Genomic DNA, 21,719 nt, shown 5'->3' on the forward strand with positions numbered 1-21,719 from the left:
ATACTGTTCATTTACAGAATAAATATATTGCATTGCGATGCAAACGAATACTAAGAGTATATTGTTTTTCATTTAGAAAATAATTTTTTACCTATGTCTATTATACTTATATAAGAAACAAAGGTTTTAAAATGTATGGAATTGTGAAGAAATGGAGCTATTCTAGAATAGTAGCTTCATTAAATAGAATAGCATATTCATTAAATAGAATGGCATATTCAAATATATGAATATGCTATTATGCTCAATCTTGAGGATTCAAGAGTTGAAAAAGTTTTGTTTCTATGAGCGAGCAGGGCACAAGCATAGGTTTTTCTTGTACGGTAAAAGTTGCTTTAGAATTCAATATGGTATATGTGGCTTTAATTGCTCCTAAAGGACTAGGCATTGAAAAATTGCCAGTTGTTTCTGTGCCCTCAAAAGTTGCGTTTTCCATTTTAGCAATCGAAACTTTAACATGTTCGATTGTTTCAATTACATTTTTACTTATAGGGATGGTAAATGTACACATGGTTTTTTTATGCAAGTTATGAAAAAAACATAGTTAAGCTTCAAAATATAGCTTAAATGATCTATTTCGCCTCTCTACATAGCTTAAAAAAAACGCTTTTTGTACGAGTTTCTAACATGATTTACAAAAAGTTAGAATTTTAGTTCTATCTTTAAACATGTATTTAAATATACAATAATTCGTATGCGATTATATATCCTTGTATTTGTATGTCTGTTATCTATCCTGTCGAGTAAAAACGCACTGGGACAGAAATCTGCTGCGGGGTGGGTATATGCGTATTCTTTTGATGGAAATGCATATGATATTGGTCCTAATCGTATTCATGGACAACTTTCAGGAGGTGTTGCTGCTTCATCTGATCGATTTGGTAGAGCTGGTAAAGCATTGGAATTTAATGGTGTTGATGGTTTGGTTCGCATTCCTTTCGGAAATGAACGAAATTTGCCTACTATAAATTTTGCGTTCACCATGTGGGTATTTGTAAATCATTATAATACTGCTCCTGAATGGTCCGAGATCAACTCCAATCATTATTCCCCGATTTTTTGTAAAACGGAAACAGAAACAAACTTTCAATATCGACTTGGTGTATCCGACAAAGGATTTTATTTTGATGGAGGTGAAGAGGGCGCATCTAAAGGCTTGTATACAAAAAATGGCATTAGTCTAGTTCCTGGTAAATGGAATATGGTCGCTTTTACCTTTAATGGATATGTTGCAAAATATTATTTAAACGGCAAATTAATTGCTTGCGAGAATATAGGAGTGAATTTCATTCAAAATAAACAGCCCTTAATTATTGGTTGCGATTTTCCCGGACAAGCGAGTTACTTTGCGGGAAAGATGGATGATTTAAATATTTGGGAGAAATTTATTTCTGAAGAAGATGTGAAAGAAATTTATGCTGTTCAATCCAAATACCCGTTTGTTCCTCCTAATATTACAGTACCAGTAGAAGTTAAAAAAATAACAGTAGCTGTTGCTGTTATTGATACAGTAAAAAACTATATAATTCCTATAGATACAATCGTTGTAAAAACATTAGTTGGTACTACTTCTAAAGTGAAAACCGAAAAGGATAATTCTATTTTTGAAATTAAAAAAGGAAACAAAATTGTCTTGCAGCATGTATTATTCGTTCAAAGTAAAGCAGAGTTTTTACCTGAATCCTATGTAGAATTGGATAGATTAGTGGCTACATTAAAGCAACATCCAATGGTTACAATTGAAGTCGCAGGGCATACTGATAACCAAGGGAGTAGGGATCTGAATTTGAAACTTTCTGAAGAGCGCGCAATTAAGGTGAAAGATTATTTAGTGAGTAGAAATATTGACCCCAAAAGAATTTTTGTAAAAGGCTATGGTCCTGATAAACCAATTAGTCCAAATGACAACGAAGAAAATAGGAGATTAAATAGAAGGGTAGAGTTTGAAATTATTCAAATGTAATAATTTATATTCTGAAAATATTAGCTCATGTTTCATGAGCTTTTTTTATGCTTACATAATCTATTTTTTTGATGAAAGAATGAATTTCATTAAATTGAATATTTCCTTGTGTTAGAAAGGAATGGAGTACACAGATTTATCCAGACACCTTTCAAACATATTCATGGCAACACAATTTGTATTTAGGCAATCGTTAAATCATGATGCACAATATTTCATGATGCATCATATATTAGAACTCTTTTGGGTAAATGGTATTGGATGTTTGGGAATTAGAATCTGATTTGATAAAGAGGATAAAAAAAATAGCCTCTACAAGTAGAGGCTATTTTAAAACTATAAACTATAAACTAAAACAAACAAATTATTTTTTACCTACTAGAGTAATGTCTAAAGTAATATCGTTCGATAAAACTTTGTCGCCATCAGCTTTGTATGCAACCTTATATTTTTGACGATCAACTACCAATTTACCAGTAGCTTTAACTGCACCTACAGTGTCAACTAAAATATTTGTAACTGTTTCTTCATTTGTAATACCACGTAATGTTAAATCACCTGTAGCAGTGTTACCAGAAACAGTTTTAATAACAAATGTAGCAGTTGGGTAAGTACCTACTGAAAAGAATGATGTATCACTAAGGTGTCCTACCAAATACTCTTTTGGATGCTCAGCAGAATAGTTACTATCCGTTGGAGATATAGACTTCATATCAGCTGTGAATGAACCGCCTGTAACTTGTAATCCTTTAACAGTGAAAGAACCTTCAGATATTTTTAAATCTCCGTAATGTTTGTACAATTTAACCATATTGCCTTCCCAAACGATGTTTGAAGCTGTAGGGTCAACCATAAATGTAGCTTCTGTACCTGTAGAATCTACAGCAGTTGCTTCAGTTGATTTTGTTGAGTTGCAAGAAAATAAGAATGATGCTAAAAGAGCACTTGCAAAGATGATTTTTAATTTCATATTGTTGGAATGGTTTAATAATGCGTGTTTAAACATTTATTTATACAATTTTACGAAAGACCTGCGTCATTTCCAAATGTATTTTTATCTATTTGTAAATTAAGTAATTGTAAAGGATTTAATTTATTAGGTATGAGTAATACTATAAATGGAATAATATTCTTTATTTGATATTATTGTAATCGTACAATTTATAGATTATCAAATAATGCTTTTAATTCCGTAGCTTCCGAGGGTTTCATACGGCCAGCTAGAATTAAGCGCAACTGTCTTCTTCTTAAAGCACCGTCAAATAATTCCTTTTCTCTAGCTGTTTCAGGAGTTACTTCTGGAATGGGAAGCGGTTTTTTGTCAGGGCTTAATGCGACAAATGTAAAAAAGGCTTCATTGCTTTTTGTTTTTAATCTACTGATCACATCTTCGGCCCAAACTTCAATATGTACTTCCATAGAAGTTGTAAATGCTCTCGTAATTTTTGCTTCTAGGGTTACGATATTGCCAAGCGCAATTGGAGCCTTAAATGAAACATTATCGACAGATGCAGTCACAACACCATTTCCACAATGTCGTAAAGCACAAATAGCGCCTACAACATCCATTAAATACATCATTCTTCCCCCCATAAGGTTGTTAAGTGTATTCGTATCATTAGGTAAAACCAATTCAGACTTAATTACTTTAGATTCGCTAGGGAATCTTGGTTGCTTGTTCATACGTTCGGTGTTTTAGCAGCCCATCCATCTTTTCCTACGAGCGGAACAAAACGAAAGTCTCCACATTCTTCTTGGCTTATTTCGGTTGCACTTACTTTTGTTAATCGCAACATTTTTTGTGTTTTCTGATCGCCCACGGGTATTACTAAAATACCACCAACTTTTAATTGCTCCAATAGTTTTGTCGGTACATACGGTGCTCCTGCAGTTGCTAAAATACGGTCGTAGGGGCCAAAGCGTGCAAGGCCTTCACTACCATCGCCACAAAAGAATTGTGCTTTGTAACCGAGTGATTGCAACATTTTTTTTGCTTTTTCGTGCAAACTTCTATGGTATTCAATTGTAAAAACATTTGCACCCATTTCTAATAAAACGGAGCATTGGTATCCAGAACCAGTACCTATTTCAAGTACTTTCATACCTGGAGATAGTTTTAGAAGGCTCGTTTGTGAAGCAACCGTATAGGGTTGGGAAATTGTTTGTCCATCTCCAATAGGAAATGCTTTATCTTGATAGGCGTGCTCTAAAAATGCATTATCTAAGAAGATATGTCTGGGTACACGATTGATAGCTTCTAAAACCAATTCATCCGTAATAGCCTTGTCTCTTAATATTTTAATGAGTTTTCTTCGTAGTCCTTTATGCAAATAGGAATCTTCCACCGTATTGAATACTTTTATATGTAAATATTTTACTACTAAAATAGTTCTACTTCTTGGGATTTAATAATTTAGCAGAGAAATAGATTCTATACGTGAATAATTAAGTTCAAAATACATTGAAAAGACCCTATTATAATTTAATTCCTGCCACGCTAGATTTTATTGCATCTTTTTGTGCTTGGATATTGTTTTTCTATAATAGAAAGCAGTTGTTACATGAGGAAGTTGAAGTAATTCGAATTTCTTTATTTATAAATGCAAGCGTCATTGGCTTGTTCTGGGTCGCATTAAATACCTTGGTTGGTTCATATACTGAAGTGTTTGACAAAACCCGTATTCGAGAATTATTTAAAGGGTTCAATAATACACTCATAGGTGTTGTTATTATATTTTTTACGCTACTATTAGATGATGAAGGTATCAATGAATACCATGAATATTATAAAACATTTGGGGCGTATTTCATTATTCAATTTATATGTACCTCTGTTGCAAAAATTATTGCATTTACGTATTTAAGAGAACAAATATCTTCTGGAAAAATTTCATTTAATACCTTACTAGTAGGCTCTGGAAATGAAGCCAGGAAAGTATACGACGAGTTACATAAACGAAAAGATGCACTGGGATATTCCTTCATATCTTATTTGCCAACGCATTCAACAGTTGTAGACAAATGTTCGGATGTGTTACGGAAAATAGGGGATATCGAACAGATAAATACCATCATTCATCGGTGCCATATTGAACGTGTGATTATTGCCCTTGAAAAAGAAGAACATGAGTATTTAGAAAAAGTACTGGTATCTCTTGAAGGGGAAGCTCTTAAAACCAATATTATACCTGAAAATTATCAATTAATTTTAGGATCTGTAAAAATAAAATTATTGTCGAATCTTCCTTTGTTAGAAATTAACCAAGATTTAATTCCGGTTTGGCAAAAAGCATTAAAACGTTGTATTGATATTTTTGCAGCACTTGTTGTTTTAATAATCGGCCTGCCTTTTTTAAGTGTTATTGCGTTATTAACGAAACTGAGTTCTAAGGGGCCCGTATTTTATAAGCAAGTGCGTATTGGCAAAAATGGCTTGCCATTTAATATCATAAAGTTTAGAAGTATGTATTTGGATTCGGAAAAGCTTGGTCCTGCATTAGCAAACGATAAAGATAGTCGCATCACACCTTGGGGTAAAATTATGCGCAAGACACGATTGGATGAATTTCCTCAATTTTATAACGTATTGAAAGGCGATATGTCATTGGTTGGTCCTAGGCCAGAGCGACAATTTTTTATCGATCAAATTATGCAACAAGCTCCTTATTACAAACACTTACATAAAGTACGTCCTGGCATTACATCCATGGGACAAGTGAAATACGGCTATGCTGAAAATGTAGATCAAATGGTAGATCGCTTACGATACGATATTTTATACATTGAAAACATGTCGCTTTCCCTAGACTTTGAAATCATGCTGGATACGGTGTTGATTATGTTTCAGGGGAGAGGGAAATGAAATTATGAATTATGAATTATAAATTATGAACGTTTTGATCATTCATAATTTATAATTCATAATTGAAATCTAAGTCAAAAGAAAGATGTTTACTGGAATTATAGAAAGTTTAGGACGAATTGAAACGATTGTTGAAGAGCAAGGGAACATCCATTTCACAGTGCGCTCTACCATTTCGAATGAATTAAAGATCGATCAAAGTCTGGCGCACAATGGCATTTGTTTGACTGTTGTCGCCTTAAGTAATGATACCCATACTGTAACGGCTATTCAAGAAACGATACGTAAAACAAGTATCTCTGAATGGAAGGAGGGGATGCATGTAAACTTAGAGCGTGCAATGCCTGCACATGGTCGTTTTGATGGGCATATCGTTCAAGGACATGTGGATCAAGTTGCTATTTGTACGCAACGTAAAGATGATAACGGTAGTTGGTTATTTACCTTTCAATACGATGCGTCTCTTGGTAACGTAACCGTGGAAAAAGGATCTATCTGTGTAAACGGAATAAGCCTAACGGTGGTTGAATCCAAAGACGATGCATTTTCCGTAGCTATCATTCCATATACATTCGAACATACTTCTTTGAAAGAATGTATCGTTGGCTCTAAGATAAATATCGAATTTGATATTTTAGGAAAGTATGCTGCGAAGTTGTTGGGGAGGAAGTAAGTATGAACAGTGGTCAGTAGTCAGTAAACAGTGGTCAGGAAAATTAATAAATTTTTTCTTATGTAAATAATTAAATTTTTTGTTACTAATTTTTCATCTATAATATAGCTCTTCGGAATTTGTAATTCCGAAGCCAAATAAAGAGGATTTGTAATCCGTTCTTATTATTAAGATAATTATTTCTGCAGGTTTAATACAATTTTAACAATTGATAAACGCTTTATTCTTTAAAATAATTTAATTTACATCCCAATTATACAGCTATGGGATTTACATATAAAATTTACAATCAACAAAGTCTTTATTATATCACATGCACTGTTCATCAATGGGTGGACATTTTTACGCGGAAGATATATGTTGATATACTTATTAATAGTTTGAAATATTGTCAAACGAATAAGGGCTTAGAAATATATGCATGGGTAATTATGTCCAATCACATGCATCTTATTGTGAGTAGTAATAGAAATAATTTGAGTTATATCATACGTGATTTTAAAAAATTTACCGCAAAAGAAATCGTTTCATGTGTAGAAAATACTATACATGAGAGCAGAAAGGATTGGTTACTTTGGTTGTTGAAAAAAGATGAACATATCTGGTTTTGGCAAGAAGGATATCACGGCAAAGAAATTCTCACAAAAGAATTTTATATGAATAAAATGGATTACATTCACTTAAATCCAGTTCGTGCAGGATTAGTTGAGAAGGAAGAAGAATATATCTGGAGTAGTTGTGCGGAAAGTCATGGTATTAGAAAGGGATTACTAAATTTAAGTGTTTTTTGAAAAGACGTTTTTTGTAGTTTTTTTTAATATGGATTACAAATCCATATTATCTGGCTTCGGAATTGCAAATTCCGAAGAGCTGAGAAAGAAGTTGAAGAATTATCCCAGATTTGGAGAAAATTTGGAAGTAATGAATAGATGTATAACAAAATGCGTATTTTCCTTATCGAGATAATGAATAGACGCATTACATTATATAAATTCAACTTTCGTATTTTTATTTTTCAATTTTTCACAGCAGTTTTAATGCTTAGAGCAATTGCTAATTCATTTTTGTCGTCATATATGCGTTGATTGCTTCTCCAAATTTTTCTGCCGTATCAGATTCTTTTAACGCTTTTTTTGATTCAGCTAAAAAAGCTTTCATTAATGCTGTAATTTCAACTGGAGTTTTAGAGCCACGCGCTGAAGGAGCAGGGAAATACCACAGATCTTCTTTTTTAATCATTACGGCTTTAATTGTTGTTGTGGAGGTGCCGTTTACTATATCAGCCGTTGCAATTGCAGTATCGCCTTTTTCAATACATTCACCCTCGATCATTTTGTCATACTGCGTAGGTTGGGTAGCTAATGCTAATACAAATGTCCCCATACCATAAGCTACCGAAAATTTATCTCCAAATTTCTTTTCACCCTCTTCAAAAAAAGCATCTACTTCTGGTTTCATCGTTTTCATTGAAATAATGGCATCGATATTTGCTTCTTCTTCTGGCGTAGACCAAAAATAACAAGACTTTAACACTTTTGTATCGGAGCCTGCGTTGTTGGCTTCAATAATTAATTCTTTGGGTGTTGCAGCTCCTTTCGGCTTTACGCCGCAAGAACACATACATAAGCAAGCTAAAAGGATTGTGAACAGGAAGTTTATTTTTTTCATAAGTAGTTATTTTAATTGATTGTTATATAATTTAAATAGTCCGTAAATAATAATTCGTAATGTTGGATTATTATTCGTTATTTTTTGTGAAATACCTGCGCTCAATCAACCCTTCCAACCAAATCACAACATAAGCTCCAATAGTGCCAACCAATGCACCGCATAGTAAATCTCCCGGATAATGTACGCCTAAGTATGCGCGACTCAAAGAAACAATAAAAGCCCACACAAATAATATGTAAAGCATAACTTTTATATGTTTAAATACAGCTTTTAAATAAAAGAATGTAAATAAAGCAAAAACATTTGCAGAATGGGAAGATACAAAACCATATTGTCCGCCACACACTCCATCAATTAATAGTAACTTGAAATTTACGGCATCGTTGTGGCAGGGACGTAAACGTTCAACCAAAGGCTTTATTAAACCGGATGCTAATTGGTCTGCTGCTGCAATGCAACACGTTAATACAATCAAATTTATCCAAATACGTTTCGGATTTGATTTGTACAAAAAATAAAGAAGTACTGCGTACCAAGGAATCCATGTGAATTTTGAGGTGCAAAAAAGCATAACAGAATCCATCCAGTCACTTTTTAATGTATGGTTAATCCAAACCAGTACATCAAGGTCTATTTGTTGTAGAGTTTCTAACATTACAGTGAAAGCCAATTAGGACGAGCTTTTAACCAGTTGATTGTGGCTTCTTCTTTACTATCTTTTAGTGGTTGGAAATCATACGTCCAGTTTGCTTCTGGTGGCAAACTCATTAAGATAGATTCAATTCTGCCATTGGTGTCTAATCCAAATTTAGTGCCTTTATCGTATACCAAATTAAATTCTACGTAACGCCCTCTGCGTATTTTTTGCCAATTGCGTTCTTCTTCGGTAAATGATTTATCTTTATTTTCTATTATTAGTTTGGTGTATACCTTCGGAAATAAATAACCGAGTGCACAAACAAACTCAAACATTTTCTCTTTACTAATCGGTGCGTCGTTCCCCATACGATCAAAGAAAATACCTCCTACACCTCTTGATTCCCCTCGGTGTTTGATGAAAAAGTATTGATCTGCCCATTCCTTAAATTTAGAGTAAAAGCTATCATGAAATGTATCACATACATCCTTTAATGCTTGATGAAATTCAATAGCATCTTCTTTGATTACGTAGTGTGGCGTTAAGTCTATACCACCACCAAACCACCATGTACCATTGGTCATTTCAAAATAACGGATATTCATGTGTATGATTGGTATCCATGGATTTGTGGTATGCATAACAATCGATACACCCGTGGCATAAAAATCTGCCTTCGATAATTTTAATGCGTTTAATATGTTGTCGGGTGTTTCACCATATACCGCTGAAAAGTTTACGCCACCTTTTTCAATAGCTGAACCGTTTGTAAGTACTTTGGTTTTACCACCACCACCTTCGGAACGTGTCCATTCATCGGTTTTAAATACACCTTTACCGTCTGCCGCTTCTAGTTCGGAACAAATATGTTGTTGTATTTTTTGGAATTCTCTCTCGATTATTTCTTTCGTAATCATGTCTTTATTAAAATGGGTACCCTAAACTGAAATTATATATAGGTCTATTATTTTTATCGTCGAATTTAAATAACACAAATCGATCATCAATGGGGTGGACGGGATCCCACGTTTTGAAAGCTACATCTAAACGCACAATAATGAATGTGAAGTTTAATCGCAATCCAACACCCGTTCCAACTGCAATTTCTGAGAATGATTTTAAGTATTTGAATTCACCACCTGGTCTGGTTTTATCTTCACGTAACAACCAGACATTACCTGCATCAATAAAATAGGCTCCTTCTATGAAACTATATAGTTTTCGTCTGAGTTCAAAGTTTGATTCAATCGTTATGTTTCCGGGCTCTTCGTTTGTGTATTGTTTTGAAGGATCCGTATTTGCATACGACCCTGGTCCTAATCTACGGTAACGCCATGCTCGTATAGAGTTGGTACCACCCACGAAAAAATACTTTTCATAGGGTAACACATTGCTTCCGCCTTTTTTGTAATTAGAAGATCCATATGGTTTGGAAATACCTGCATTTAATCTAAAAGCTAAAACAGTTTTTGTTTTTATGGGTTTGTAATATCTAAAATCAACTTGTAATTTATAATATTGATAATATTGTAAATCAAATAATCTATTGTTGGATTCATGCGTAATATTTTGACTAATTAAATGCGGAATGATGCCACCTAATTCAAAGGACGGTTTTAAATAATAAGAAGGCGTTTTTTTTCCGTATGCATGATTGCTATAGGTATAATTGAAATTCATGTTCGTTACAATAGATGGTAAAAAACTGACGTATAAATTATTACCATTGTTCCGTAAATTTTCTAAGTAATCAGAAAACGCACTCATTTTTATCTTGCTATTGATAATATTAACATCAATAGGCGAGAATGAAAAGTAAGAGAATTGACTGGTTTGCCACAGATAAGATAGTTGAGACCTAAAACCATACCGGTCGTATTCGGGTCTTTGAGTAGAATTATATCCAAAGGTTATTCGAGTCTTGGCATTGTATTTTGATGCTTTAAAACGTATGCGTGTGGGTGCAAGTAATTGAGGGAAGGTAAGACTTGTACTGATTCCCCATTCAATGGTTTGTAATTTTGTTTGATTGTCGAGTACAGATGCTTGGCCTTCTAGCGCATAGCGTACATTGAAATCCAGCACTTCATAATTCCCAAATGTATTTCTATTTCTGAAATTGACATTAAAAAATGGACCCGGTATAACACCTTGAACAACATTGACACCATATTCTTGCGAAATAGAATACTTTTGCATTCTGCTGGTATAAATCAACATGTCTAGTGTAGCCGAATCTCGTTTCTGAAAATTCACGTTCACAAATCGAAACATATCCATTGAGCCAAGTTGCTGTTGTGTTACCAGTAATGAATCTTGTTTAAAATAACTAGTTGGTCTTGATCTGATTTTACCATCCAAAATTTTATAATTGTATGCAGATTTATTTCGACAATATTTAATTGTTTTATATTCTAAGGTATCTGAATATTGGGTAATGGTATCATTTGTTTGTACAACGGGAATGTATATGACATCATTTATTTTAAAACGTTGGTGCATGGAAACCTCTGGATTTAGGATCTCAACGGTTAATTTTATTTTATGATTGCCAAGCTTACTACTATCAATTATAATACCGATGTACTCTTTTGAAAATTCATAGTATCCATTATTTTTTAATAGTTTGAAAATACGATCGCGCTCCGTATCAATTTTTGTTTGATCGTATGGATCGTTTTTTTCTAATTTGCTACCTTTTGTATCACGTACAATTTTCAGAATTGCTGTATCTTCAATTTCAGCAGTAATTCTGCCATAGGTATATTGATCGCCTTCTTTAATAACATATTTTACAAATGTTTTTCTTCCAAGTGTATCTATTTTATAATTCACGTCATTATTAAAATATCCTTTACTAAATAAATACTTCGAAATTTGATCTCTCGTATACCGAATAATAGAAGTATCCAGAATGGATGGATATTCTCCAAAAGAACCCATCATCCAATTCCCATTTATTAATTTATCTTGAAGTTTTGCAATTTTTCTCTTGCGTTTAGCTACGATTGCTAAATATCTTTTTTCTGTATGCTGTTTTTTTGTGATTTTTTTATCAAAGCGTACTTTTGTTGCCTTTATTTCTTGTTTGATATACGTTGTGTCGTAAAAGGATTTTCCAATGTAATGAATCGTTAAGTAGGGAGTAATTCCAAAAAGTTTGTATTGTGCTTTTTGTTTGTATAAGGCCTCAATATCTGAATTATTGACATCTCTCAATCCTTTAGACGTTTGATTATAAAGTATGTATTTGCCTTTATAATCGGGGTCTGTAGCAAATAAACTGACAGACGGTTTGCAACCCTGAAGCAGAATGATTGCGAGTATGGCAGTAAAGATGTAATATAGTAGCTTCAAAATAAAATTCGATGTTATCTAAACAGACTGTAAAATTCACGAAATCTCTTCAAAATAAGAAATTTAGAAGACTTTATAAGCAATTTATTATTGAAGGAGAGAAATCGGTTCTGGAAGTGTTGCATTCAGATCTTGTAATTCATAAAATATTGGTGACGGATTATTTTGAAACCACTTATAAATCTGAGTTAAAACCATATTTAGATAGAATTGAAAAGGCTTCTGAAAAGGAGTTGAATGATATTGGAACCTTGCAGACCAATGACTCTGCAATTGTAATTTGTGACATGAAGCCTGAAACGACGCCAGGACTTATTGAAAATGAATGGACAATTGTGTTGGATAATATCAACGATCCTGGAAATTTAGGAACCATTATTCGAGTAGCAGATTGGTATGGCATCAAACAAATTATTTGTTCCGAAGAAACGGCCGATTTTTACAACCCCAAGGTGATCAATGCATCTAAAGGGTCTTTTTTGAGAGTCGCTGTTCATTATACAGACTTGATACCCTTTTTATCTCAGCAAAAAGTACCCGTTTATGGTGCAGATTTAGATGGTGAAAATATCCATCAATCCACGTTTGGAAAGCAAGGAGTGTTGGTTATGGGAAATGAAGCACATGGCTTGCGAGATGAAATAAAAAATCTGTTGACACAAACCATTTCAATTCCGCGTTTTGGTATGGCAGAATCCCTGAATGTGGGCATCGCTACAGCCATTTGTTGCGATCGAATTGCAGGGCAGAGAGGGCATTAGTATTCTTTTGTATTCGCTTCTTCAATCATTGTTTCTGCAGCTTCTTTTCCTAGGTAGGAGTCAATGAAGTGATGCGCTACATACAATAACGGAGTTAAGATAAGGGCTACGCTAAATTTGTAGATGTAGTTAATAATACCAATCGATAGTAATTGTTCTATACTCCATTTGTGATCGCCTGCTAATAGATAAAATGCGATAAATAATACCACAAAACTATCTACCAATTGCGATACCAAGGTAGAGCCTGTTGCACGCAACCACAGCCATTTTTCGCCCGTTGCTTTACGTATGGCATGGAATATATAAACGTCTAATAATTGTCCGATTAAGAATGCGGTAAGCGATGCAATGATAATGGATTGTCCTTGAGAAAAGATGCGACTATATGCATAATCAATATTAAAGGGAGCTCCGGAAGCATCGCTATCATTGATATTAAGCCAATAATCAGAAGGGCTAATATGGGTCGAAAGATACAAGACAAAAAAACTGTAGGCGATTAAGCCAATGGTAATATACGTTACTTTTTGAACGCCCTTTTTCCCAAAGTATTCATTGATAATATCGGTTGAAATAAATACAATGGGCCAAATAATTGCACCTGCAGTGAGGTTGAAGTCTAATTTGAAATCCGTAAACAAGCTTAGTTGTGCGGGTTCAATATTGAATGTTTTTTCAATTGAGAAAATTTTAACACCAATAAGTTCTGCTAATAAGGCATTGGTGATAAAGATACCTGCTAATACAATAAATAAGGAGGTCTTTTTATTCTCAGTTACATGTTTCATCCTCGATCTGATCTGATATTGAAAATGTACTTCCTTCAATACCAAGGAAAGTATTTTTGAATATAGCACCTGCTTCTTCTAGAAAAGGTTCTATATCGTAATAGCGAGAAGAAAAATGTCCAATGATGAGTTTGCCGACTTCTGCTTTCTTTGCGATAAGTCCGGCTTGTTTGGCTGTTGTGTGAAATGTTTTTGTTGCACGATCTGCGAGTTCATCTAAGAACGTACTTTCGTGGTATAATAAATCTACACCATGAATGATGTCCAAAAAAGAATCGGTATAAATCGTGTCCGAGCAGTAGGCGTAACTTCTAGATTTTAATTCAGGCATGCATACATCTGCCGTTGCTGCAATCAATTTGCCAGACGCATCGTATACATCATTACCTAATTTTAGTTGGGCGATATCAGCTAAACCAAGTTCTTTAGGTAACTTTGATTTATTTATTTTTAGCGGTTTCTTTTTTTCTTTAATTAGAAATCCATTGCAATGGATACGGTGTTGAAGCGGAATCGTGTATACATCAACAAGAGGATGGTCTACGATATGCTCGCTCTTAGTGCTATCTAAACACGTAAAGTGCAATGGGTATTGTAAAACAGTTTGCGAATACTTTAATTGTGTTTGTATAATTTCATCCAATCCTGGAGGGGCAAGAAGATGTACTGGATTTTTTCTGCCATACAAATTCATGGTACTCAGTAGACCAATTAATCCAAAAAAGTGGTCGCCATGCAAATGGCTGATAAAAATATGTGAAATTTTTGAGTGATTGATTTTATAGCGACTCAGTTGATATTGAGCCGCCTCTCCACAATCAATCATAAAATATTCGTTGTGAATTTTTAAAATTTGGGCCGATTGAAATCGGCCCTTTGACGGCGTTGCCGAACTTGAACCTAGTATGGTGAGTTCGAATTCCATGTATTATTCAGCTGAATCTTCTTCTTCGTCTAAACCATTTTCTATTTCATGTAGAAAAACAGCATCGATACCTTCTTCAACCGTATTCAATAAAGTTAAAATAGTATCTAGTTGTGAAATTTTCAATAATTTCATTACATGATCGTTGATATTACACATCACAAATAAGCCGCCGCTATTAGAACACAGACGATTACCAATTAAGATTGAGCTAAGTCCGGAAGAATCGGCATACTTCACATCAGACATGTTTAGAATGATGTTGTTATAACCTTCTGCATTTAATGTAACCAATTCTGTTTTCAGATCAGGTGCACTAATGGATGTTAGTTTCTCTTCGTTTAATTGGAACAGAACATATTTCTCTGTTTTTTCTATTGTGAATTTCATGTTTTTATTAAGTAAAATCGGTGATGGTATTATTATTTTAAAGCGGATAGAATATTCGTCAATATACGCGCTTCGGGATTTTTTTCTGTTGGTTTTATAAACGCAGTGCCCGTTACTTGTTCATATAATTCTATATATCTGTCCGAAATGCCTGCAACAATTGTGTCCGTCATTTCTGGTATCTGTTGACCATCTTTTCCTTGGAATCCGTTTTCAATAAGCCATTGACGAACAAATTCTTTGGATAATTGCTTTTGTGATTCTCCTTTATCTTGGCGTGCTTGATAGCCATCGATGTAGAAGTAACGAGAAGAATCAGGTGTATGGATCTCGTCGATTAAATAAATTTTATCGCCAACTTTTCCAAATTCGTATTTTGTATCAACAAGTATCAAACCTTGTTTCGCTGCTAATTCAGTTCCACGTTGAAACAATGCTTGTGTGTATTTTTCTAATTGAATATAATCTGCTTCGCTAACAACACCACGTGCTAATAAATCATCTCTAGAAATATCTTCATCGTGTCCTTCGTCTGCCTTTGTAGTAGGGGTAATGATTGGCGTAGGGAGTTTGTCATTTTCTTTCAACCCTTCAGGCAATGCAACACCACATACGGCGCGTCTACCAGCTTTGTATTCTCTCGCTGCATGTCCCGCTAAGTATCCACGAATAACCATTTCAACTTTGAACGGTTCGCATTTGATACCGATACTCACAGATGGGTCTGGTGTAGATAAAATCCAATTCGGAACAATGTCAGTGGTTAAAGCCAACATTTTTGATGCAATCTGATTCAATACTTGACCTTTGAATGGGATTGCTTTAGGAAGAACAACATCAAATGCAGAGATGCGATCACTCGCAACTACAACAAGTTTGTCGCCTACGTAATAAACGTCACGTACTTTTCCTTTATAAAATCCAGTTTGACCTGGCAATTCAAAATGTGTTTCTTTTATTGCATTCATACTACGGGTACTATAATCCTTCAAAGATAGGTTCAAAAAATGAGCTTTAAAAGCGAAAATAACTTGAATGAGCTATATTTTAGCCCATTCAAACCTTTTTTAACCACAATTTAGGGTACAAAGCCATTATTCGTATATTTTTTCGGATACCACGAAGTCGTTCTTATATAGCTCCTTTTTTACCAGTTTGCCTTCAGGAGAAAAAGATTTCCATTCTCCGTGTTTTTTGTCGTTGATATAGTTGCCAGAAGTTTGCACTACCGCAGTATCGTAAAACTTTTTATAAAGTCCGTATTTCTTGTTGTTTTTATAAACGATGGATTCAGCCAAGGTGCCGTTTGGGTGATAATATAAAAACGTTCCAGAGCGAATGTTATAAGAAAAATATTCTTTTGAAGAAACGACTCCATTTTCAAAATAGGAGAGTACTTCCCCCACAATTTTACCAGCTGTGTAGGGCGTTTGTTTTGCAAGCTGACCATTAATAAAAAAGGTTTTAATCAATCCGTTCGGCGTAAGCGTAGTTCCCGTAGCTTGTTTCTTAACAGTGTATGTACCTTGTTCTTTCAGTTCGCCCGATTCATAAAAAATCTTTTGTGCAACGTCTATACCTTCGTTGGAATATTTTTCAATTTTACTTTTATTTCCATTTTCATAGAAATTTGTATTTTCACCAATTTTAATTCCATTTTTGTATTGGTATTGATGTTTTATTTTTCCTGAATCATACCACGCTTTATTTTCGCCCGTTACTTCTCCGTTCGCAAAATTTCCTTCCAAAACCAGCTGGCCTAAATGGTTATAGCTTTTAAAAGTACCTTGTTTTTTTCCTTTTTGTAAATATGTTTCCGTTTCGAGTTGTCCATTCTCAAAATACGTTTTGAAAGAACCATTCAATACGCCATAGGAGAAATTTTCTTCTGTATGAATGGTGCCAGAAGGATAAAATGTTTTTGTAATTCCGTGCTGCGTATTTTCTACATAATTTGATTCCGAAAACAATTTCCCATTTCTGAAATATTGTTTTACCGTGCCGTCTAATACCCCATTTTTATAACTCGCATCTACACGTTTTTCTCCTTCGGGAAAATAGGAAGTAATGATACCATTTAGTTCATCATTTTTATAAGCACCTTGTTGAGACGTCTTTCCATTCTCAAAATAACTGATGAATTCTCCATTGCGAATGCCCTTCGTAAAAGCAGATTTTATTTTGGGCTTTCCATTTGGGTAGTATTCTGTATAGGTACTGTCCGGTATGTCGTTTAGTAAAAAACAGGTTTTAGTTAATTGATTTCCTTTATTGAAATATTGATAATACGTGTATGTAACGGTTGGTTTATCTTTGAGAAGGACGGGTGTATAGATTTCTTTTGCGATGATGGCTCCAGATTCTTCATAATAATATGCCGTATCAATTTTAATATCGTTCTTATAATTGACATGATATTTTAAAAGTCCATGACCGTAATATAACTTATACGGACCGTCTTTTTTATTATTCACATAAAAGCAATGCAGAATTGTATCTTTTGTTTGAGAAAAGGAATAATAGTATCCGTTTTTTATAGACGTGTCTGCTTCCAGTGTTTGAAACTCTTCGCTAATAGGAGTAGTGATACCGATGGTATCATACGGTTTATAATACGTGTATTTCACTTTTTGTGCGGATACAGAAAGTGCAGTTAAAAAAAATAAGATAAACAATCGAACAAACATATTAGCTTAAATTTTCAATAACAAGAGCACTTGAACCACCACCGCCATTGCAAATAGCAGCTACCCCCAAACGCGCCTTATTCGTTTTTAAAATATTCAGTAAAGTTACCACAATACGCGCACCCGAACAACCAATCGGGTGACCTAGTGAAACAGCGCCTCCCCAAACATTTGCTTTAGAAGGATCAATACCCAGCTTTTGATTTAATGCCAAGCAAACCACTGCAAAGGCTTCATTCAATTCAAAATAGTCAATATCATTCATGCTTAGATTGGCTTTATCCAAGGCTTTTTTTACCGACAATTCAGGTGCTGTTGTAAACCACAAAGGATCTTGAGCCGCATCCGCATACGAAAGAATGCGTGCCAATGGTTTTAAGTTATATTTTTTTAATGCTTCTTCGCTTACCAATAATAGCGCTGCAGCACCATCATTAATCGACGATGCATTTGCAGCAGTAACTGTTCCTTCTTTATCAAACACAGGTTTTAATAAAGGGATTTTATCAAAATTTACTTTTGAAATTTCTTCGTCGGTGTTAACAACCGTTTTTTCTCCTGGTTTTCCCATAATGGTAATGGGGGTAACTTCATTTTTGTAAAAACCTTTTTCCCATGCAGCAGCTGCACGTGTATAGGATTCTATTGCATAGGCATCTTGTTGTGCTCTGCTTATGTTTAAGGATGTAGCTGTGTTTTCAGCGGCATTACCCATGTGGCAATTGTTGTATACATCCCACAAACCATCTTTAATAATGCCATCTGTAAGTACACCATTTCCTAATTTATAACCGCTTCGTGCTTTATCTAAATAATACGGCACGTTCGACATACTTTCCATACCGCCAGCAAGTACAACGTCAGCGTCTCCACAGAGAATTTGCTGCGTAGCTAATTGAATCGCTTTTAATCCAGATGCACACACTTTGTTGATGGTGGTAGCTTCTGTAGAATGTGGTAAACCTGCAAAAATAGCTGCTTGTCTGGCTGGTGCTTGACCCAGTCCTGCATTCAACACATTACCCATATATACATTCTCAACAGCTTCTTTCGGAATGTCAACAGTGTTCAAACAGCCCTCTATAGCAGCGGCCCCTAATTGAGAAGCACTCAAAGAAGATAAGGATCCAGCTAAACTACCAATAGGCGTGCGAGATGCAGCAACGATGTAAACAGCTTTCATAAAAGTGTAAAGTTTAAAGTGTAAAGTTGTAAAGTGTAATCTTTACTATTAAAGATTTTGTTTGTAATTTCTGTTTATAGTCACTACTTTCTATGGCCTCTATTTACTGACCACTTTTCACTGACCACTGACCACTAATCACTACCAATCCGGTTGATTCATATTCTTAGGAACGTGTCTTTTATCTTTTTGATAATATTGCGTTTCCTGTTCTTGAATGTATTCCAATATTTTCTCAGCGTGTTGTTTACTTAAACGCTTTTGTTCGTATAATATTTTAAAATAGATATCCGTTTCTTTTGAACCTTCTGAATTAAAGGTGTTATCTGTTTTAGGGGGTAAATTAGAATTGTTATTTTGATTTGACGTATTGTTCCCTTTTCCTTTACTGGTGCTGGAGCCTGGATTCTTTTGTTTTTGCAGCGTCCTTTTTAACAATTCAAAATCATATGCGGCAATCAGGTTATTTGGATTAACGCGCAATGCCTCTTTAAAATAATATATAGCCAGTGTGTAGCGCTTGGTTTGATGTTGAATAACGCCAAGCTGACAAAATGCAGTAGATCTAATTTCTACATTTGGACTTAAAGTTAGTTCCGTATATAATTTAGAAGCAGCAGCAAAACCTTTTGCTTTAAAATGTGCGTGTGCCAGGTTTAATTTTATTGCCTCCGAATTGGGTTCGTATTTTGTTAATAGCTCATCGTATAGTTTGATTGCTTCACTATAATAGTGCGTTTTGTAGGCTTGATTGGCTTTTAATTTAATCGTATTTGAGTCTTCGATTTTATTAAAATAAAACCAAAGATTCGAAAAGAACGAAATAAATAAAAGCAACTTAAGCATCAAATTTTCACGGTTTTAACAGTAATCAACACATCTAACATAAGTAAACCTAAGGCGATGTATAAAAAGTAATAATATTTATTGCCTGCAACATCAATTTTTGTTAATCCGCTGTTCTCGCCTTTGAAATTACGAATTACAGAATACAAGGTTGGTTCATTGTTTTGCATCGTACTCACTTCGTAATAAGATGCATTTGTGGTACCTGTTAAATAAAATAAATTATCTCTATGAAGCGTGCTGATTACTTCTTCGCCACGTTTGTCTCTTTTATAGGACTTTAGATAGGGGATGCGCGCCCCTTTTTCAGTACCAATACCAACGATATTGAAGCTTGCAAACTCATCCGTAGCAGTGATGGGGACATCCAAATCAATTCCTTCACCATCTGTTAATAAAACAATGAGAGTAGGTTTTGTATTTCCATTTTTGTTGTAGGCTCGCACGTATTCATTACTCATTCGAATCGCATCGTAGGTATTTGTACCCGTATTGTCAAACATGGAAGTGCTAGCTGTTTTTTCAAATACTAAAAACGTTTCATGATCGGATGTTAAAGGACATACAATGGCAGCTCCCGTTGAATAGGCAATTAGTCCAAATTGGTCTGTAGGATTTTGATTTACAATATTATGAATGATGGTATGAGCTTTATCTATTCTGCTAGGAGATACATCTCGGGCATCCATTGATAAGGATACGTCTAATAAAAAAAGGATGTTTTTAGATTGAACAACTACGTTGGATTTGTACTTACCAAAAGAGGGGCCAAGTAATGCAATAAGCAGACAGGTAAGTACAATTATTCGGAGCGCAAACTTTAGATAAATGCGATACCGAATCGTTGAACGTGTGCGATTTGCAATGGTATTGATTCGTAAAAAGAAGACAATATTAACCACTAGGAATATTCCTATACAAATATAAATAAACCAAGAGGGCGCAAAATGAAAGTGCATGAGTTCGAATGAGATTCTAAGCTACGAATTGCCCTTTACAATTCAAAAATTAAATATTTGTGGAAATCTTTTGGATCTAGCTATGGTTTATTTAAAACTTAATAGTACCTTTGTGAAACTTTTAAAGGGAGAGGTGACTGAGTGGCCGAAAGTAGCCGTTTGCTAAACTGCCGTACGGGTGACCGTACCGAGGGTTCGAATCCCTCCCTCTCTACCATTACAGTTAAAACGTAACTGTTTAATTTCTACGAAAGTAGTATAAGTTCTTTAAATAATTGAAGGTTCGCCTTCATTTCGGGGTGTAGCGTAGTCCGGTCATCGCGCCTGGTTTGGGACCAGGAGGTCGCAAGTTCGAATCTTGCCACCCCGACATTTTAGAGTTTCAGGAATTACTTGAAACTTTTTTTGTTTAAAAATATCTACGGATTGCTAGTAGATTGATAAATAAATAATTGACTCAGCGGAAACGTTGGGAAGAGAATGACTCCGTAGCTCAGTTGGATAGAGCAACTGCCTTCTAAGCAGTAGGTCAAGCGTTCGAATCGCTTCGGGGTCACAGATAAGGAATAACGATTCCTTTTGTCTTTGTTTGTGTTGTTGTTGTTTTTATAGTTCGGGGTGTAGCGTAGTCCGGTCATCGCGCCTGGTTTGGGACCAGGAGGTCGCAAGTTCGAATCTTGCCACCCCGACGGTTTAAATAGCTTCTTAGAGAAATCTAGGAAGCTATTTTTGTTTTATCGTTTTCCATATTAATATTGGTGGTGGAAATTACAAAACACAAAAAACAAATACCAAACGGTTGGAAGATCAAATCCCAGCACCTTACGCCGTTGTTGGTGTTCCCGCCCGTGTAACTCTTTGTATAATGAACTGAAAATAAAGCGGGTCACCAACAACTGGTACACTCATTGGTTGTGGAAATTCCAAACTCCAAAGATCAAATCCCAAACGGCTGGAAAATTAAATCCCAACACCTTCAAGGTTTCCTAACCATCATTTCCGTACTCAATATTT

At 34.8% G+C, this 21,719-nt stretch carries 22 protein-coding genes and 4 tRNA genes; 10 read left to right on the forward strand and 16 right to left on the reverse strand.

Features of this window, described 5'->3' with window-relative positions:
* Window positions 1–244: 244 nt before the first annotated feature.
* Window positions 245–511: a hypothetical protein gene (locus tag Q0543_RS06385; protein ID WP_299250526.1), complete on the reverse strand. Its 267-nt coding sequence runs from the start codon at window positions 509–511 to the stop codon at window positions 245–247.
* Window positions 512–694: 183 nt separating this feature from the next.
* Between Q0543_RS06385 and Q0543_RS06390 the strand changes: the two genes are divergently transcribed.
* Window positions 695–1,963 carry an OmpA family protein gene (locus tag Q0543_RS06390; RefSeq protein WP_299250528.1) on the forward strand — a complete coding sequence of 423 codons (1,269 nt, stop codon included), beginning with the start codon at window positions 695–697 and terminating at the stop codon, window positions 1,961–1,963.
* A gap of 121 nt (window positions 1,964–2,084) precedes the next feature.
* Window positions 2,085–2,246: a hypothetical protein gene (locus tag Q0543_RS06395; protein ID WP_299250530.1), complete on the forward strand. Its 162-nt coding sequence runs from the start codon at window positions 2,085–2,087 to the stop codon at window positions 2,244–2,246.
* Window positions 2,247–2,327: 81 nt separating this feature from the next.
* Here Q0543_RS06395 and Q0543_RS06400 read toward each other — a convergent pair whose 3' ends face one another.
* The 3 genes from Q0543_RS06400 to Q0543_RS06410 form a co-directional block, all read right to left on the reverse strand.
* Window positions 2,328–2,969, reverse strand: coding sequence for a YceI family protein (locus Q0543_RS06400; protein ID WP_299250532.1), 642 nt, complete (start codon window positions 2,967–2,969; stop codon window positions 2,328–2,330).
* Between the two features lie 155 nt (window positions 2,970–3,124).
* Entirely contained in the window at window positions 3,125–3,646 is a 522-nt protein-coding gene (locus Q0543_RS06405) for an acyl-CoA thioesterase (protein ID WP_299250534.1), read from the reverse strand.
* A complete protein-coding gene (locus tag Q0543_RS06410) occupies window positions 3,643–4,308 on the reverse strand; it encodes a protein-L-isoaspartate(D-aspartate) O-methyltransferase (RefSeq protein ID WP_299250536.1) in 666 nt (221 codons plus the stop codon). Before Q0543_RS06410 ends, Q0543_RS06405 begins: the two co-directional genes overlap by 4 nt.
* 116 nt (window positions 4,309–4,424) lie before the next feature.
* Between Q0543_RS06410 and Q0543_RS06415 the strand changes: the two genes are divergently transcribed.
* The 3 genes from Q0543_RS06415 to Q0543_RS06425 all read left to right on the forward strand — a co-directional run bounded on the left by Q0543_RS06415 (window position 4,425) and on the right by Q0543_RS06425 (window position 7,289).
* Window positions 4,425–5,825: a sugar transferase gene (locus tag Q0543_RS06415; RefSeq protein ID WP_299250538.1), complete on the forward strand. Its 1,401-nt coding sequence runs from the start codon at window positions 4,425–4,427 to the stop codon at window positions 5,823–5,825.
* Window positions 5,826–5,910: 85 nt separating this feature from the next.
* A complete protein-coding gene (locus tag Q0543_RS06420; protein ID WP_299250540.1) occupies window positions 5,911–6,498 on the forward strand; it encodes a riboflavin synthase in 588 nt (195 codons plus the stop codon).
* A 263-nt stretch (window positions 6,499–6,761) separates the two neighbouring features.
* Window positions 6,762–7,289, forward strand: coding sequence for a transposase (locus Q0543_RS06425; RefSeq protein WP_299250542.1), 528 nt, complete (start codon window positions 6,762–6,764; stop codon window positions 7,287–7,289).
* 262 nt (window positions 7,290–7,551) lie between these two features.
* Here the strand turns inward: Q0543_RS06425 and Q0543_RS06430 are convergent, their stop codons facing one another.
* The 4 genes from Q0543_RS06430 to Q0543_RS06445 all read right to left on the reverse strand — a co-directional run bounded on the left by Q0543_RS06430 (window position 7,552) and on the right by Q0543_RS06445 (window position 12,163).
* Window positions 7,552–8,166 carry a hypothetical protein gene (locus Q0543_RS06430; protein WP_299250543.1) on the reverse strand — a complete coding sequence of 205 codons (615 nt, stop codon included), beginning with the start codon at window positions 8,164–8,166 and terminating at the stop codon, window positions 7,552–7,554.
* A gap of 70 nt (window positions 8,167–8,236) precedes the next feature.
* Window positions 8,237–8,824 carry a phosphatase PAP2 family protein gene (locus Q0543_RS06435; RefSeq protein ID WP_299250544.1) on the reverse strand — a complete coding sequence of 196 codons (588 nt, stop codon included), beginning with the start codon at window positions 8,822–8,824 and terminating at the stop codon, window positions 8,237–8,239.
* The gene (hemF, locus tag Q0543_RS06440) at window positions 8,824–9,723 is read right to left on the reverse strand and encodes an oxygen-dependent coproporphyrinogen oxidase (protein WP_299250546.1); all 900 of its coding nucleotides are present in this window, start codon (window positions 9,721–9,723) and stop codon (window positions 8,824–8,826) included. The genes Q0543_RS06435 and hemF overlap by 1 nt, the downstream gene beginning before the upstream one ends.
* Before the next feature lie 7 nt (window positions 9,724–9,730).
* Complete coding sequence (locus Q0543_RS06445) at window positions 9,731–12,163, reverse strand: BamA/TamA family outer membrane protein (RefSeq protein ID WP_299250548.1); 2,433 nt, start codon at window positions 12,161–12,163, stop codon at window positions 9,731–9,733.
* An 11-nt stretch (window positions 12,164–12,174) separates the two neighbouring features.
* On the opposite strand from Q0543_RS06445, the gene Q0543_RS06450 reads away from it, so the two are divergent.
* Window positions 12,175–12,924 carry an RNA methyltransferase gene (locus Q0543_RS06450; RefSeq protein ID WP_299250550.1) on the forward strand — a complete coding sequence of 250 codons (750 nt, stop codon included), beginning with the start codon at window positions 12,175–12,177 and terminating at the stop codon, window positions 12,922–12,924.
* On the opposite strand, the gene Q0543_RS06455 is transcribed toward Q0543_RS06450, so the two are convergent.
* The 8 genes from Q0543_RS06455 to Q0543_RS06490 all read right to left on the reverse strand — a co-directional run bounded on the left by Q0543_RS06455 (window position 12,921) and on the right by Q0543_RS06490 (window position 20,705).
* Window positions 12,921–13,715: a queuosine precursor transporter gene (locus Q0543_RS06455; protein ID WP_299250552.1), complete on the reverse strand. Its 795-nt coding sequence runs from the start codon at window positions 13,713–13,715 to the stop codon at window positions 12,921–12,923. The genes Q0543_RS06450 and Q0543_RS06455 overlap by 4 nt on opposite strands.
* Window positions 13,699–14,640 (reverse strand): ribonuclease Z, encoded by a 942-nt coding sequence (locus tag Q0543_RS06460; RefSeq protein ID WP_299250554.1) that lies wholly within the window; start codon window positions 14,638–14,640, stop codon window positions 13,699–13,701. The genes Q0543_RS06455 and Q0543_RS06460 overlap by 17 nt, the downstream gene beginning before the upstream one ends.
* 3 nt (window positions 14,641–14,643) lie before the next feature.
* Window positions 14,644–15,030: an STAS domain-containing protein gene (locus Q0543_RS06465; protein WP_299250556.1), complete on the reverse strand. Its 387-nt coding sequence runs from the start codon at window positions 15,028–15,030 to the stop codon at window positions 14,644–14,646.
* Window positions 15,031–15,062: 32 nt separating this feature from the next.
* Window positions 15,063–15,998, reverse strand: a complete 936-nt coding sequence (locus tag Q0543_RS06470; protein WP_299250558.1) for a phosphoribosylaminoimidazolesuccinocarboxamide synthase — start codon at window positions 15,996–15,998, stop codon at window positions 15,063–15,065.
* 126 nt (window positions 15,999–16,124) lie between these two features.
* The gene (locus tag Q0543_RS06475) at window positions 16,125–17,717 is read right to left on the reverse strand and encodes a toxin-antitoxin system YwqK family antitoxin (RefSeq protein WP_299250560.1); all 1,593 of its coding nucleotides are present in this window, start codon (window positions 17,715–17,717) and stop codon (window positions 16,125–16,127) included.
* A 1-nt stretch (window position 17,718) separates the two neighbouring features.
* Window positions 17,719–18,900: an acetyl-CoA C-acyltransferase gene (locus tag Q0543_RS06480; RefSeq protein ID WP_299250562.1), complete on the reverse strand. Its 1,182-nt coding sequence runs from the start codon at window positions 18,898–18,900 to the stop codon at window positions 17,719–17,721.
* Window positions 18,901–19,041: 141 nt separating this feature from the next.
* Complete coding sequence (locus Q0543_RS06485) at window positions 19,042–19,746, reverse strand: tetratricopeptide repeat protein (RefSeq protein ID WP_299250564.1); 705 nt, start codon at window positions 19,744–19,746, stop codon at window positions 19,042–19,044.
* Window positions 19,746–20,705: a VWA domain-containing protein gene (locus Q0543_RS06490; RefSeq protein ID WP_299250566.1), complete on the reverse strand. Its 960-nt coding sequence runs from the start codon at window positions 20,703–20,705 to the stop codon at window positions 19,746–19,748. Before Q0543_RS06490 ends, Q0543_RS06485 begins: the two co-directional genes overlap by 1 nt.
* A 127-nt stretch (window positions 20,706–20,832) precedes the next feature.
* Between Q0543_RS06490 and Q0543_RS06495 the strand changes: the two genes are divergently transcribed.
* From Q0543_RS06495 to Q0543_RS06510, 4 genes are all read left to right on the forward strand, one after another.
* Window positions 20,833–20,922, forward strand: a tRNA-Ser gene (locus Q0543_RS06495).
* A gap of 78 nt (window positions 20,923–21,000) precedes the next feature.
* A tRNA-Pro gene (locus Q0543_RS06500) sits at window positions 21,001–21,075 on the forward strand.
* Between the two features lie 112 nt (window positions 21,076–21,187).
* A tRNA-Arg gene (locus tag Q0543_RS06505) sits at window positions 21,188–21,261 on the forward strand.
* 58 nt (window positions 21,262–21,319) lie between these two features.
* A tRNA-Pro gene (locus Q0543_RS06510) sits at window positions 21,320–21,394 on the forward strand.
* Window positions 21,395–21,719: the final 325 nt, after the last annotated feature.

Source organism: uncultured Cytophaga sp. (assembly GCF_937863595.1).
Lineage (GTDB): Bacteria > Bacteroidota > Bacteroidia > Cytophagales > Cytophagaceae > Cytophaga.

Coding starts and splice junctions, on each gene's coding strand:
- Q0543_RS06385 (WP_299250526.1), bottom strand. CDS start 511: ATGTGTACATTTACCATCCCTATAAGTAAAAATGTAATTGAAACAATC.
- Q0543_RS06390 (WP_299250528.1), top strand. CDS start 695: ATGCGATTATATATCCTTGTATTTGTATGTCTGTTATCTATCCTGTCG.
- Q0543_RS06395 (WP_299250530.1), top strand. CDS start 2,085: ATGGAGTACACAGATTTATCCAGACACCTTTCAAACATATTCATGGCA.
- Q0543_RS06400 (WP_299250532.1), bottom strand. CDS start 2,969: ATGTTTAAACACGCATTATTAAACCATTCCAACAATATGAAATTAAAA.
- Q0543_RS06405 (WP_299250534.1), bottom strand. CDS start 3,646: ATGAACAAGCAACCAAGATTCCCTAGCGAATCTAAAGTAATTAAGTCT.
- Q0543_RS06420 (WP_299250540.1), top strand. CDS start 5,911: ATGTTTACTGGAATTATAGAAAGTTTAGGACGAATTGAAACGATTGTT.
- Q0543_RS06425 (WP_299250542.1), top strand. CDS start 6,762: ATGGGATTTACATATAAAATTTACAATCAACAAAGTCTTTATTATATC.
- Q0543_RS06430 (WP_299250543.1), bottom strand. CDS start 8,166: ATGAAAAAAATAAACTTCCTGTTCACAATCCTTTTAGCTTGCTTATGT.
- Q0543_RS06435 (WP_299250544.1), bottom strand. CDS start 8,824: ATGTTAGAAACTCTACAACAAATAGACCTTGATGTACTGGTTTGGATT.
- hemF (WP_299250546.1), bottom strand. CDS start 9,723: ATGATTACGAAAGAAATAATCGAGAGAGAATTCCAAAAAATACAACAA.
- Q0543_RS06450 (WP_299250550.1), top strand. CDS start 12,175: ATGTTATCTAAACAGACTGTAAAATTCACGAAATCTCTTCAAAATAAG.
- Q0543_RS06455 (WP_299250552.1), bottom strand. CDS start 13,715: ATGAAACATGTAACTGAGAATAAAAAGACCTCCTTATTTATTGTATTA.
- Q0543_RS06460 (WP_299250554.1), bottom strand. CDS start 14,640: ATGGAATTCGAACTCACCATACTAGGTTCAAGTTCGGCAACGCCGTCA.
- Q0543_RS06465 (WP_299250556.1), bottom strand. CDS start 15,030: ATGAAATTCACAATAGAAAAAACAGAGAAATATGTTCTGTTCCAATTA.
- Q0543_RS06470 (WP_299250558.1), bottom strand. CDS start 15,998: ATGAATGCAATAAAAGAAACACATTTTGAATTGCCAGGTCAAACTGGA.
- Q0543_RS06475 (WP_299250560.1), bottom strand. CDS start 17,717: ATGTTTGTTCGATTGTTTATCTTATTTTTTTTAACTGCACTTTCTGTA.
- Q0543_RS06480 (WP_299250562.1), bottom strand. CDS start 18,900: ATGAAAGCTGTTTACATCGTTGCTGCATCTCGCACGCCTATTGGTAGT.
- Q0543_RS06485 (WP_299250564.1), bottom strand. CDS start 19,746: ATGCTTAAGTTGCTTTTATTTATTTCGTTCTTTTCGAATCTTTGGTTT.
- Q0543_RS06490 (WP_299250566.1), bottom strand. CDS start 20,705: ATGCACTTTCATTTTGCGCCCTCTTGGTTTATTTATATTTGTATAGGA.